Raw genomic sequence first — 12959 nt, 5'->3', positions numbered from 1 at the left:
TTCTCCGCAAGCGTGGGGTTTCAGGGGCTTTGCGAGACCAACGATAGAGTGCGGCTAAATCAGCCTCAAGGCCTTGAATCCATTCCCTATCAAGCTATCATCCAGGCCCAGCGGGGCTTGATAGTTTTCTATCAAGACGCTCAAGGGGCTTGCCATGAACACCAGTAAACGCCCGACCATCGCCACCGTCGCCGCCCAGGCTGGCCTTAGCGTGGCCACCGTCGACCGCGTGCTGAACGCCCGCGCGCCGGTCAACCCGGACACCGCCGAACAAGTGTTCCAGGCCGCCGAGGCGGTCGGTTATTTCGCTGCGCGGCTGATCGGTCAGCGCATCCGCGAGCGGCGTCCAACCTACCGTTTCGGCATTCTCCTGCTGGGCACCGCCCAGGCGTTCTACGCCAACCTGGCCCAGTCGATCAGCGCGGCGGCGCAGCATCACGCCAGCGCCAACCTGACCTGCCAGTTCGAGTACATCCTCGACCGCACACCCAGCGCCATCGTCGCGCAGATCGAGCAACTGGCCGTGCAGTGCGACGCCCTGGCGGTGGTCAGCTTCGCCCACCCGTTGATCAATGCGTGCCTGGCACACATCCGCCAAGCCGGAGTGCCGGTGGTGGCCCTGCTCTCGGATATTCACGAACACGCCGCCGAACCTTATGTGGGCCAGGATAATCACGTCGTCGGTCGCACCATGGGCTGGCTGTTGGCACGTACCTGCGGTGCGCGCAAAGGCAGCGTGGGCATTCTGCTGGGCGGGCATCGCTTTCTCGGCCACCAGGCGCGGGTCGAAGGCTTGCACAGCTACCTGGCCGAACACGCGCCGGGGCTCAAGCCGTTGGAGCCGCTGATCAACCTGGACAACTGCGACATCACCGAAGAAGCCACCCTCGACCTGCTCAGCCGCCACACCGACCTGCGCGGGCTCTGTGTGGTGGGCGGTGGCGGTGACGGCGTGATCAACGCCCTGGCGCAACTGCCCAAGCGCCCGGCGTTGTGCGCTATTTTGCAGGAGTCCACCGACCTGTCGCGCCAGGCGTTGAGCCAGGGATTGATCGATGTGGTAATGGATTCGCAGCCGCGCCAGACGGCCGTGGCGCTGATCGAGCTGCTGGTGCAGTTGCAGACTGATGAGACGTTCGAACCTGCGCGACACCGGGTACATATCCCACCGCAGATCGTGACTTCGGAAAATATGGGCAACTGAGCAGATCGAATGTAGGAGTTGACGAGCTTTAGCGAGGCTACGAAGGCGGCGGTACTGCTGACATTTGTGTCGCCTGACCCACCGCCATCGCAGCCTCGCTAAAGCTCGACAGCTCTCACAGGGGATTGTCGGTGTTGGTTGGATTTTGGCTCGAAAGCCGGGCACCGCACTCACAGCCAACGCAGATCAAACGTGGGAGTTGTCGAGCCCCGGCGAGGCTACGAAGGCGGCGGTACTGCTGACATTTGTGTCGCCTGACCCACCGCCATCGCAGCCTCGCTAAAGCTCGACAGCTCCCACAGGGGATTGTCGGTGTTGGTTGGATTTTGGCTCGAAAGCCGGGCACCGCACTCACAGCCAACGCAAATCAAATGTGGGAGTTGTCGAGCCCCGGCGAGGCTACGAAGGCGGCGGTACTGCTGGCGGTGGGCTGCCTGACACACCGCCATCGCAGCCTCGCTAAAGCTCGACAGCTCCCACAGGGGATTGTCGGTGTTGGTTGGATTTGGGTTCGCAAGCCGGGCACCGCACTCACAGCCAACGCAGATCAAATGTGGGAGTTGTCGAGCCCCGGCGAGGCTACGAAGGCGGCGGTACTGCTGGCATTCGTGCTGCCTGACCCACCGCCATCGCAGCCTCGCTAAAGCTCGACAGCTCCCACAGGGGATTGTTTGGGTTGGTTGGATTTGGGTTGACAAGCCAGGCACCGCACTCACAGCCAACGCAAATCAAATGTGGGAGTTGTCGAGCCCCGGCGAGGCTACGAAGGCGGCGGTACTGCTGGCATTTGTGTTGCCTGACCCACCACCATCGCAGCCTCGCTAAAGCTCGACAGCTCTCACAGGGGATTGTCGGTGTTGGTTGGATTTTGGCTCGAAAGCCGGGCACCGCACTCACAGCCAACGCAGATCAAACGTGGGAGTTGTCGAGCCCCGGCGAGGCTACGAAGGCGGCGGTACTGCTGACATTTGTGTCGCCTGACCCACCGCCATCGCAGCCTCGCTAAAGCTCGACAGCTCCCACAGGGGATTGTCGGTGTTGGTTGGATTTTGGCTCGAAAGCCGGGCACCGCACTCACAGCCAACGCAAATCAAATGTGGGAGTTGTCGAGCCCCGGCGAGGCTACGAAGGCGGCGGCACTGCTGGCATTTGTGTCGCCTGACCCACCGCCATCGCAGCCTCGCTAAAGCTCGACAGCTCCCACAGGGGATTGTCGGTGTTGGTTGGATTTTGGCTCGAAAGCCGGGCACCGCACTCACAGCCAACGCAAATCAAATGTGGGAGTTGTCGAGCCCCGGCGAGGCTACGAAGGCGGCGGCACTGCTGGCATTTGTGTCGCCTGACCCACCGCCATCGCAGCCTCGCTAAAGCTCGACAGCTCCCACAGGGGACGGTCGGTGCTCTCCGGATTTGGGTTGGTTGGCCTTTCAGCGCGTGCGGAAATCAGCCGCGTTCAGGCCAAACCGGCTCATCTTGTTGTACAACCCGCCCCGCGAGACTTTCAGCTGTTGCGCGGCCAGGCGGATATTGCCGCAGGTCACCGTCAGGGCCGTGACGATGGCGTGCATTTCATGGCTGCTCAGCTCCTGCGTCGGTTGCGGCGCATGTGGGCTGGCCGTGGCGCGCGGCCTGGCGTCCAGTGGCAGATCCGTCGGCTGGATCCACTCGCCCATCGCCAGGTTGGTCGCGCGCTCGATAGCGTTTTCCAGCTCACGCACATTGCCCGGCCAGCCATGCGCCGACAGCAACGCCAACGCATCCGGCGCGAAACCCTGCAGCGGTTTACGCAACGAACGCGCGCAGCGCTGCAGGAAATAGCGTGCCAGCAAGGGAATATCATCCCGCCGCATGCGCAAGGGCGGTACCGTGATGTTCAGCACATTGAGGCGGTAGTAAAGGTCTTCGCGAAACGCCCCCTCGGCCACCGCCTGGCTGAGATTGCGGTGGGTCGCCGCAATGATGCGCACATCCACCGGCCGCGAGTGCTTGGCGCCGACGCGGGTCACTTCGCCTTCCTGCAAGACGCGCAGCAGGCTGACCTGGGCATCGAAGGCCATGTCGCCGATCTCATCGAGAAAAATCGTGCCGCCATCGGCCAGTTCAAACTTGCCCGCCGAGCCGCCCCGCGCCGAGCCGGTGAAGGCGCCTTCGATATGGCCGAACAGTTCGCTTTGCACCAGGTCCCGCGGAATCGCGCCGCAATTGACCGCCACGAAGGGGCCATTGCAACGTTCGCTGGCGTTATGAATCGCCTGGGCAAATAGCTCCTTGCCGGTGCCGCTTTCGCCGAGGATCAGCGTGGTGGAGTCGCTGCGGCTGGCGATGCGCCCAAGATGCAATGCATCCTGGATCGCGCGCGACGTGCCCTGGATGGTTTCAAAGGTGTAGCGGGCCTGGGTGCCGACAATGCGCCGAGTGATTTCGCGGATGCGGCGGTTTTCGCGCACCGACACGATCACCCCGCCCTGCTCCAGCGGGCACACGGAAACCAGGCAGGCGAGCTGGCTGCGGTCGGGCAAGCGAAAGGTGCAATCGAGGTCGCGTACGCTCTCGCCACCCTGCAGCATGGCGTCGCTCAGCTCACTGCGACCGAGGCGCTGCAAGGGACTGCCGAGCACATCAAGTCCCACATTGAACAACTGCCGTGCGTAGCGATTGATCGCCTTGATGCAGCCGCGCTCATCCAGCACCACCAAACCTTCGTTCAGCACTTCGAGTACGGCTTGCTGCTCTTGCAGCAACGCCTGCAACGCCATCTGCCGGGACACGGCTTCCGCCGCCGCCTGCACGGTGCCCAGGGTATGGAAGTGAAACCAGCCGGGTTCGGCCGTGAGCGTCAGCATCGCCAGGGTCTGGCCCTGGGCGTTCTTGATCGGCGCGGCGGCGCAGTGCATGCGGCGTTGACGCAGGCCGACGGCGAAGTTTTCTTCGGCCAGCACATACACCAGATGGTCCTGAGCCAGCGCCAGGCCGGTGCAATTGGTGCCTTGGACCGATTCAAGCAGGCGGCTGCCCACCGGCGTCATGTCCAGCCCGCAGAAATACAAGGTCGTGCCGTCGGCGTCGGTGAGGTTGATATGCCCGCGCGGGTTGTACGCCAGCAACCCATGCATGACTTGCGCGGCGGCGGCAATCAGCACCCGGTGGTTGGCCAGCGTGGCCGCCAATGCGTCGTCGGCGACGAAGCGGTAGGCGCTGTCCGCCGGATCGATGCCGGCCGCAACGCTGCGTCGCCAGGAATCCCAGATCATCTGACGAACCTGCGGCGGGCGCTGGGCTTGCCCCCCCAGGCAGGCCTGCCACGCCTGCTCCAATGCTGCTACGGGGCCGTCATTGAGCGCGGCCGGGCCCAGCGCGGTCAGGTAATCGAGGTCTTGCGCGCTGATCGCCGGGCTCATAAGCGGTATCCATGTTCATGTTTTCGACATGTCAGCATAGACATGTCATTTAAATAGACACTATTTATTTATGGCGCCTTTAAAAGTCTCCAAATATCAGCAACTTAATTATTGGCACAGCCCTTGCTCTCGTCCCCTTATCCATCAGGACCGTCCTGAGGCCAACAATAAAAAGGGGTCATACATGAACACCAACAACATTCGCCTGGGCTTGATTGGCGCCGGTCGCATGGGCAGCTTCCACGGCCTGACCGCCGCCCGCCACATTCCAGGCGCTTGCCTTGCCGCGATAGCCGACCCCACCCCAGGGCAAGCCGCCCGCCTCGCGGCAGAACTGGGTGTGGACAAGGTCTATACCGACCCCCAACAACTGCTCGACGACCCGGATATCGACGGCGTACTCATCGCCGCCCCCGCCCGTAGCCATGCCGAGCTGGTGATCAGCGCCGCCCGTGCCGGCAAGGGCATCTTTTGCGAGAAACCCATGGCGATTACCCTGGATGAAGCCGACCGCGCTATCGCGGCCGCCGCCGATGCCCGCGTGCCCTTGCAGGTCGGCTTCAACCGGCGCTTCGCCAAGAGTTTTCGCACCGCTCACCTCGACGTTGCCGCAGGTCGCATCGGCACCCCGCAGCTGCTGCGCTCGCTCACCCGCGACCCGGCGCTGAACAACCCCGGCGCCTCACCGCAATGGGTGATTTTCCTGGAAACCCTGATCCACGACTTCGACACCCTGCGCTACCTCAACCCCGGTGCCGAGGCAGTGCAGGTGCAGGTCATGGCCGACGCCCTGATCGCCCCGGATTACAAAAGCAAAGGCTTTCTCGACACCGCCGTGGTCACCCTCCGCTTCGATAACGGTGCGATTGCTACCGCCGAGGCCAACTTCCAGGCGGTGTATGGCTACGATGTGCGCGGTGAAGTGTTCGGCAGCGCCGGTATGCTGACCATGGGCGGCGTGCAGGCATCCGACCTGGTGCGCTACCAGGCCCAAGGCATCCAGGCAGACACCCAGCGCCTGGACACCGACCTGCTGCGCGATGCCTACATCGCCGAGCTCAACCACTTTGTCGACTGCCTGCGCAGCGGCGCCAAGCCCCTGGCCAGCGGCGAAGATGCCCGCGCCGCCCTGGCGATTGCCCGCGCGTGCATCCAGGCGTACGAGCAAGGCACGGCGGTGAGCCTATGATCCCGTTCAAGCTGGCGATCAGTGCCGAGATGGTGTTCCTCGACCTGCCGTTCGTCGAGCGGGTCAAACGCATTCATGCACTGGGCTTCAGCGCGGAAATCTGGAACTGGACAGACAAGGACATCAGCGCCCTGGCAGCAACCGGCGCGAACTTCACCTCAATGACCGGCTACATCAGCGGCACGCTCACCGACCCCGAAGGCATCCGTCAACTGCTCCACAGCGCACGGGAATCACTGGGCGTCGCCGCGCGCCTGAACTGCCCCAGCCTCAACCTGCACGGCACCGGCCTGGGCGACGGTGGCCTGCCGGTGCAACCCGTCAGCCGGACCACCGGGCCCATGTGGCTGAGCGCCTGCAAGACGCTGGAAAAAATCGCGCGCCTGGGCGAAGACGCCGGCCGCGTGTTCCTGCTGGAAAACCTCAACACCGAGGTCGACCACCCCGGCACGCCCTTCGCCCGTGCCGACGAGACCCTGGCGCTGATCGAAGCGGTGGGCAGCCCCCACTTGAAGATGAACCTGGACCTTTACCACGCGCAGATTGGCGAAGGAAACCTGATCGAACTGATCCAGCGCGCCGGCAGCGCCATCGGTGAAATCCAGGTGGCGGACGTGCCCGGGCGCCAGGAGCCCGGCACTGGCGAAATCCATTACCCGGCAATCGCCCGGGCGCTGCATGCCATCGGCTACAGCGGCGTGGTCGGCCTGGAAGGCTGGGCCAGCGGCGACAGCGAAACGGCCCTGGAGCGTTTTCGCCAGGCCTTCACCCTATAACAACAAGAGGAACACCCCATGCATCGCTACTCATTGATGGTTGCCACCCTGTTGCTGCTGTTCAGCCAATGGACCTTCGCCGCGTACCGCATCGGCGTGAGCATCGCGCGGGTCGACGATAACTTCATGACCTACGTGCGCACCGGCCTAGAGGCGGCCGCCAAGCAACAGGACGTGCAGATCCAGTTTGAGGACGCCCAGGGCGACGTGGTGCGTCAGCTCAACCAGGTCGAAGGGTTTCTCAACCAGAACGTCGACGCGGTCATCGTGCTGCCGGTGGACACCGCCGCCACCGCCAACATCACCCGCGCGGCCGTGGCCGCCAACAAGCCATTGGTGTACGTCAACCGCCATCCGGATCAACCCACGCTGCCCAAGGGGGTGGTGACCGTGGCGTCCAACGATATCGAAGCCGGGCAATTGCAGATGCGCTACCTCGCGGAAAAACTCGGCGGCAAGGGCAACGTGGCGATCATCATGGGCGACCTGGCGCAAAACGCCACCCATGACCGCACTGAGGGCGCCAAACAGGTGCTCAAGGACTTTCCCGGGATCAAGATCGTCGAGCAGCAAAGTGCCGAATGGCAACGCAGCAAGGCCATGGACCTGACCAGCAACTGGCTGCTGGCGGGTACCCAGTTCGATGCGATTGTGACCAACAACGATGAAATGGCGATTGGTGCGGCCATGGCCCTCCAGCAAGCCGGCAAGAGCAAAGGCGAAGTAGCGATTGTGGGCATCGATGGCCTGCCCGACGGGTTGGCGGCGATCCGGCGCGGCGCGCTCACGGCATCGGTGTTCCAGGACCCGAAAGCCCAGGCGAGTCAAGCGCTACAGGCAGCGGTGCGGATGATCAAGGGCGAGCCGATCGAAGCGCAGGTGTGGGTGCCCTTCGAGCTGATCAACCCTGAGCAGGTGGCGGTGTTCGAACAGCGCTACAAATAAATCGAAGCCAGAGGATCCAAATGTGGGAGGGGGCTTGCCCCCTCCCACACTTTCAATCCAAGTCGCTGGCGCTATGGCGTTCGGGCAACTGATCGTCGCCGGAGACGCGATTCACCCGCCGCCCGCGCTGCACCGCCGGCCGCGCATCGATGGCATCCGCCCAGCGCACGACGTGCTTGTATTCATGCACCGACAGAAACTCCGCCGCGCCATACAACCGCCCTTTCACCAACCCGCCGTACCACGGCCAGATGGCGATATCGGCAATGGTGTATTCATCCCCGGCAATGTATTCGCTCACCGCCAGGCGCTTGTCCAGCACATCCAGCTGGCGCTTGGCTTCCATTGCAAAGCGATTGATCGGGTATTCCATCTTGCTCGGCGCATACGCATAGAAATGCCCGAAGCCGCCGCCCAGATAAGGCGCGCTGCCCATCTGCCAGAACAGCCATGACAGGCATTCGGCACGGGCGGCAGGTTCAGTGGGCAAAAACGCGCCGAATTTTTCGGCCAGGTACTGCAGGATCGCGCCCGACTCGAACACGCGAATCGGCGCAGCGCCGCTGTGGTCCATCAACGCCGGAATCTTCGAGTTCGGGTTCACCGCCACGAAGCCGCTGCCGAACTGGTCGCCGTCACCGATCTTGATCAACCAGGCATCGTATTCGGCACCGGAGTGCCCGAGGGCCAGCAGTTCTTCGAGCAGGATAGTGACCTTCTGCCCGTTGGGCGTGGCCAGGGAATACAGCTGCAAGGGGTGCTTGCCGACCGGCAGTGCTTTTTCATGGGTGGCGCCGGCGATGGGCCGGTTGATGCTGGCGAAGGTGCCGCCGTTTTCGGTGTCCCAGGTCCAGACCTTGGGGGGTACGTAGTCAGCCATGCTCGGTGCTCCTTGGGGGCGCTTGCGATCAACAAAGGGTTTCAGACTAAACCAAAGACGCGTGGCGCGTCACACCGGCGTCACCGTCTTGCCCAGGTACCTGCACACGCAGGGCGATGAGCAAGGCCGCGAGCAACATCAACACACCCGCACCGAGAAACACCCCACCAATGCCACTGAAGGTGAACATCAGCCCGCCACCGGCAGCGCCTGCGGCGATGGCCGACTGCACCGAAGCGACCACCATGCCTCCGGCACTCTCGGCCTGGTCCGGCACTGCACGCGCTACCCAGTTCGACCACGCCACAGGCACGCCGCCAAACGCCATGCCCCAGAGCGCCAGGAGCAGCGCCTGGCCCGGCAGTGACGCAGGCAACCAGACCAGGGCGAGTGCCGCGATTGCCACCAACACCGGCATCAGCACCAACGTTGCCCGTGGGCGCCGCACCAGCAACCAACCGGCGAACAACGTGCCGGCGAAATTCGCCACGCCGAAACCCAGCAGCATCAGCGCCAGCCCTTTGGTATCGACTCCGGTGGTGCTTTCCAGGAACGGCCGGATATAGGTGAACAGCGCGAAATGTGCGGTGTGCACCAATACACAGCCGAACATGCCGATGGCGATGCCGGGGCGCAACAGCACCTCCAGCACGGTGCGCAGGCGCGCAGTGCCATTCGGCGCCAGGCGTGGCAGCGTGAATGCCTGGAACGCCAGGGTCAGCAGGCCGACGGCGGCCGCCGCAATAAACGCGCTGCGCCAGCCATACAGACCACCCAGGTAGCTGCCCAGCGGCACGGCCACCACGGTGCCTAGCGCGATCCCGCTGAAAATGATCGACAACGCACGGGGCAAGGACGCCGCCGGCACCAGGCGCATGGCCACCGCAGCCGCCATGCTCCAGAAACCGCCGAGCGCGATGCCCAGCAGGATGCGCATCAACAACAGCACCGTCAGGCTGGAGGACAATGCCACCAGCAGGTTGGAGGCAATCATCAGCGTGGAAAACCCCAGCAGTACCAGGCGCCGGTCGATACCACGGGTCAGCCCCGGCACCAGCAGACCGGCGAACAGCGCCACCACCGCCGTCACCGTGACGGCTTGCCCGGCCAATGCCTCTGTAACGCCCAGGTCCAGGGCCATCGGCGTCAACAGGCTGGCCGGCAAATACTCAGCCGTGAGCAAGCCGAATACCCCCATCGCCAGGGAAAATACCGCCAGCCAGGCCGGCTCTGCGACAGCGCCCGCAGGCATATGGGCTGCACAATCAGTCATAACAGGTGTCCTCAAGTCATTGGCGTGGCGATCAGTCTAGGTAGCCCCGTCAAGATGATCTATGATGCAGAACCTTGATTTTTTGACTGAAACCCCGAGCATGACTTCAGTAGATGCTTTCACCGCTTCTTCCGACCTGATCAACGAATTGCTGCGCGGCATGCGCCTGCGTGGTGTGCAGTACCGGCGCATCCAGGCCGGGCCCACGTTCGGCATGGGCTTTGGCGCCAGACCGGGCCACGCCTATTTCCACTTCGTCGCCGCCGGGCGCGCCACGCTACGCGCTGAGGACGGCAGCCTTTTCGCACTGTCGGCCGGCAATGCGGTGTTCATTTCCCACGGCGGCGCGCACGCGCTGTTATCTGCACCGGATGCCGCCGTGCAGGACATCGACCGTTTCGACAGCGCACCGTTGGGAGATACCGTGTGCGCTGTGGATGCCTCTCCTGATTCCGTCCCCAGCCTACTGCTGTTCAGTGCGTGCATGGAGTTTGAGCTCGGCAGCCTTCAGGGGCTCGGCAACCTGATGCCGGCCCTGATGTTGATCGACGCCGCAGGCCAGCGTTATCCGGGATTGATGCCGATCCTGACGGTCATGGAACGCGAAATGTCCGCGGCGCGCGTAGGCTTTGCCGGCATTCTCGCGCGCCTCGCCGATGTGGTGGCGGCGATGATCGTACGCGGCTGGGTCGAGTGCGCCTGTGGTAACGCCTCGGGCCTGGTGGCGGCGTTGCGCGACCCGCGCCTGGCCAGCGCCCTGCTCGCCTTGCACCAGCAGCCGGGGCATGACTGGAGCGTAGCGGAGCTTGCCGCCCAGTGTCATACCTCGCGCTCGGTGTTCGCCGACCGCTTCCAGGCCGTCCTCGGCCTACCGCCGCTGCGCTATGCCGCGCAACTGCGCATGCGCCTGGCCAGCCAATGGCTGACCCTGGAACGCATGCCCATCGAAACCGTGGCGCAACGCCTCGGCTATACCTCCCAGGCGGCGTTCAGCCGTGCCTTCAAGCGCATTACCGGGCAGCCGCCTGGGGCGGCCAGGCGTTCGACATGAAGGCCTGACCCCATCGAATAAACACCACTGTTCAAATGTGGGAGGGGGCTTGCCCCCGATAGCGGTGGGTCAGCTTTAAATAGGTTGATTGATACACAGCCATCGGGGGCAAGCCCCCTCCCACAGTTGGACAGTGGCCCCCGGCCTACACCCAACCACCATCCACGATAAAGTTCTGCGCCGAACACATCGCCGAGGCATCGGAAGCCAAAAACAGCGCCATATTGGCGATATGCTCGGGCATCACGCTGCCCGGCAGGCACTGGCTGCGGGCGATCAGCTCACGGGCGGCGTCGTCCACCCACATCGCCAGTTGTTTTTCCGTCATCACCCAGCCCGGCACCAGGGTGTTGACGCGAATGTGGTGCGGCCCCAGTTCCCTCGCCAGGCCGCGGGTCATGCCGTGGGCGGCAGCCTTGCTGGCGGCGTACACCGGGTAGCCGGCGGAGGCCATCATCCAGCCGACGGAGCCCAGGTTGATGATCGAGCCACCACCGGCCTGTTTCATCATCGGCACCACCGCCTTGGCGGCGAAGAAGGCGTGTTTGAGGTTGACCGCAATCAACCGATCGAACATTTCCGAGTCGATTTCATCCAAGGTATGGCGCACATCGTTGGCGGCGTTGTTCACCAGCACCGTGATGGGGCCGAGGGAATGTTCGAAGCGCCCGATGGCGGCGCGGTAACCGATTTCATCGGTGATATCGCAGCATTCGAACTCAACGGTCTGGCCCTTGGAGTTCAACAGCGCGGCCAGGCGTTCACCCTGGCTTTGCGCGCGGTCCACGAAGGCCACCTTGGCGCCCTGGGCGGCGAACGCCCGCACCATGAACTCGCCAATCCCGGAAGCCCCGCCGGAGATCAATACGGTCTTGCCCTTGAGGTCGGGATACAGGGCCTGCTCAGTACTCATAACGTGATGCCTCGATCAATTAGTCTTATTTTATTTTACGAAATCGGCGTTAAAGGCTATAAATTCGCTGTCTCAATGACGAAATATCGCACATTAGTAGAACTATTCAATCCAAAAACAACAAAAGGAAGTTCGACCATGAAGCACCCTCGATACTTGCTGTCCGGCCTGGCGCTGTCCATGTTGATCGCCAGTGGCGGCGCCCAGGCCGCAGGCCTGACCAGCGAGCAGAAACCTTTCGGCAAAACCAATGACGGCACCGCCGTCGAACAGTACGTGTTGCGCAACAGCCATGGCATGCAAGCCACGGTGATTACCTACGGCGGTGTGTTGCAGTCGCTGAAGGTGCCGGACAAGCACGGCAAGGTCGACGACGTGGTGCTGGGCTTTGACGACGTGCAAGGCTATCAAGCCGGTACCGCGTTCTTTGGTGCGACCATCGGCCGCTTCGGCAATCGCCTGGCCGGCGGCGCCTTCGAACTCGATGGCAAACGCTACCAGGTGCCGCTCAACGACGGCCCCAACTCGCTTCACGGCGGCGCCCAGGGCTTCGACAAGCAGGTGTGGCAGGCCAAGCCGGTCAAGGACAAGGACTCGGTCGGGGTCACCCTCACCTACCTGTCCAAGGACGGTGAGATGGGTTTTCCCGGCAACCTGAAAACCGAAGTCACTTATCGCCTCAACGACAAGAACGAACTGCACATCGACTACAAGGCCACCACCGACAAACCGACTGTGCTCAACCTCACCAACCACAGCTATTTCAACCTGGCCGGCGCGGGTAATGGCGATATTCTCAAGCAGGTCGCCACCTTGCATGCCAGCCACTACACACCGGTGAACGCCACCCTGATCCCCACCGGTGAACTGGCGCCGGTCAAGGGCACACCGATGGACTTCCTCAAGCCTACCGCCATCGGTCAGCACATCAAGGCCGACCATCCGCAGCTCAAGTTTGCCGAGCCGAAACAGGGCGGGTTCGACTTCAACTGGGCGCTGGACACCAAGGGCGATGTGAAGCAACTGGCGGCCGAGGTGCATGATCCTGAGTCGGGGCGGCGTTTGCAGCTCTACACCAGCGAACCGGGCGTGCAGTTCTACACCAGTAACTTCCTCGATGGTTCGATGAAGGGCAAGGGCGGCAAGGCGTACCAGCATTGGAGCGGGTTCACCCTGGAAACCCAGCATTTTCCGGATGCGCCTAACCAGCCCACCTTTGCATCAACCCGCTTGAATCCTGGGCAGACCTACACCCAGAACACCGTCTTCAAGTTCTCCGCTAACTGACACTGTGGGAGGGGGCTTGCTCCCTCCCACATTGATCGTTCCC

The 12959-nt window shown here is 63.1% G+C and carries 10 protein-coding genes; 6 read left to right on the top strand and 4 right to left on the bottom strand.

Translation table 11 applies throughout. From position 1 onward, the window contains the following. The first annotated feature begins 154 nt into the window (after positions 1 to 154). Positions 155 to 1204, top strand: coding sequence for a LacI family DNA-binding transcriptional regulator (locus tag C4J94_RS11080; RefSeq protein WP_124386188.1), 1050 nt, complete (start codon positions 155 to 157; stop codon positions 1202 to 1204). Between the two features lie 1427 nt (positions 1205 to 2631). Here C4J94_RS11080 and C4J94_RS11075 read toward each other — a convergent pair. Then, positions 2632 to 4602 (bottom strand): sigma-54-dependent Fis family transcriptional regulator, encoded by a 1971-nt coding sequence (locus C4J94_RS11075; protein WP_124386187.1) that lies wholly within the window; start codon positions 4600 to 4602, stop codon positions 2632 to 2634. Positions 4603 to 4786: 184 nt separating this feature from the next. Between C4J94_RS11075 and C4J94_RS11070 the strand changes: the two genes are divergently transcribed. Genes C4J94_RS11070 through C4J94_RS11060 form a run of 3 tightly spaced genes read left to right on the top strand, consistent with a single transcriptional unit; the run spans position 4787 to position 7512 of the window. Further along, positions 4787 to 5791, top strand: coding sequence for a Gfo/Idh/MocA family oxidoreductase (locus C4J94_RS11070; RefSeq protein ID WP_124386186.1), 1005 nt, complete (start codon positions 4787 to 4789; stop codon positions 5789 to 5791). Next, on the top strand, positions 5788 to 6567 hold the full coding sequence (locus C4J94_RS11065) for a TIM barrel protein (RefSeq protein WP_124386185.1): 780 nt from the start codon (positions 5788 to 5790) through the stop codon (positions 6565 to 6567). The genes C4J94_RS11070 and C4J94_RS11065 overlap by 4 nt, the downstream gene beginning before the upstream one ends. An 18-nt stretch (positions 6568 to 6585) precedes the next feature. After that, entirely contained in the window at positions 6586 to 7512 is a 927-nt protein-coding gene (locus C4J94_RS11060; RefSeq protein WP_124386184.1) for a sugar ABC transporter substrate-binding protein, read from the top strand. A 52-nt stretch (positions 7513 to 7564) separates the two neighbouring features. On the opposite strand, the gene yghU is transcribed toward C4J94_RS11060, so the two are convergent. Further along, complete coding sequence (gene yghU / locus C4J94_RS11055; RefSeq protein ID WP_124386183.1) at positions 7565 to 8392, bottom strand: glutathione-dependent disulfide-bond oxidoreductase; 828 nt, start codon at positions 8390 to 8392, stop codon at positions 7565 to 7567. Between the two features lie 46 nt (positions 8393 to 8438). Continuing rightward, the gene (locus tag C4J94_RS11050; RefSeq protein WP_124386182.1) at positions 8439 to 9665 is read right to left on the bottom strand and encodes an MFS transporter; all 1227 of its coding nucleotides are present in this window, start codon (positions 9663 to 9665) and stop codon (positions 8439 to 8441) included. Positions 9666 to 9729: 64 nt separating this feature from the next. Between C4J94_RS11050 and C4J94_RS11045 the strand changes: the two genes are divergently transcribed. Further along, complete coding sequence (locus tag C4J94_RS11045) at positions 9730 to 10716, top strand: AraC family transcriptional regulator (RefSeq protein WP_124388956.1); 987 nt, start codon at positions 9730 to 9732, stop codon at positions 10714 to 10716. 145 nt (positions 10717 to 10861) lie between these two features. Here the strand turns inward: C4J94_RS11045 and C4J94_RS11040 are convergent, their stop codons facing one another. Then, positions 10862 to 11629 carry an SDR family NAD(P)-dependent oxidoreductase gene (locus C4J94_RS11040; protein WP_124386181.1) on the bottom strand — a complete coding sequence of 256 codons (768 nt, stop codon included), beginning with the start codon at positions 11627 to 11629 and terminating at the stop codon, positions 10862 to 10864. A gap of 138 nt (positions 11630 to 11767) precedes the next feature. On the opposite strand from C4J94_RS11040, the gene C4J94_RS11035 reads away from it, so the two are divergent. Continuing rightward, the gene (locus C4J94_RS11035) at positions 11768 to 12916 is read left to right on the top strand and encodes an aldose epimerase family protein (RefSeq protein ID WP_124386180.1); all 1149 of its coding nucleotides are present in this window, start codon (positions 11768 to 11770) and stop codon (positions 12914 to 12916) included. Positions 12917 to 12959 lie beyond the last annotated feature (43 nt).

Origin of the sequence: Pseudomonas sp. R5-89-07 (assembly GCF_003851685.1) — a bacterium.
Taxonomy (GTDB): domain Bacteria; phylum Pseudomonadota; class Gammaproteobacteria; order Pseudomonadales; family Pseudomonadaceae; genus Aquipseudomonas.
This window is presented reverse-complemented; position numbering and strand designations above follow the sequence as displayed.

Coding starts and splice junctions, on each gene's coding strand:
- C4J94_RS11035 (WP_124386180.1), top strand. CDS start 11,768: ATGAAGCACCCTCGATACTTGCTGTCCGGCCTGGCGCTGTCCATGTTG.
- C4J94_RS11050 (WP_124386182.1), bottom strand. CDS start 9,665: ATGACTGATTGTGCAGCCCATATGCCTGCGGGCGCTGTCGCAGAGCCG.
- C4J94_RS11080 (WP_124386188.1), top strand. CDS start 155: ATGAACACCAGTAAACGCCCGACCATCGCCACCGTCGCCGCCCAGGCT.
- C4J94_RS11060 (WP_124386184.1), top strand. CDS start 6,586: ATGCATCGCTACTCATTGATGGTTGCCACCCTGTTGCTGCTGTTCAGC.
- yghU (WP_124386183.1), bottom strand. CDS start 8,392: ATGGCTGACTACGTACCCCCCAAGGTCTGGACCTGGGACACCGAAAAC.
- C4J94_RS11075 (WP_124386187.1), bottom strand. CDS start 4,602: ATGAGCCCGGCGATCAGCGCGCAAGACCTCGATTACCTGACCGCGCTG.
- C4J94_RS11065 (WP_124386185.1), top strand. CDS start 5,788: ATGATCCCGTTCAAGCTGGCGATCAGTGCCGAGATGGTGTTCCTCGAC.
- C4J94_RS11040 (WP_124386181.1), bottom strand. CDS start 11,629: ATGAGTACTGAGCAGGCCCTGTATCCCGACCTCAAGGGCAAGACCGTA.
- C4J94_RS11070 (WP_124386186.1), top strand. CDS start 4,787: ATGAACACCAACAACATTCGCCTGGGCTTGATTGGCGCCGGTCGCATG.
- C4J94_RS11045 (WP_124388956.1), top strand. CDS start 9,730: ATGCAGAACCTTGATTTTTTGACTGAAACCCCGAGCATGACTTCAGTA.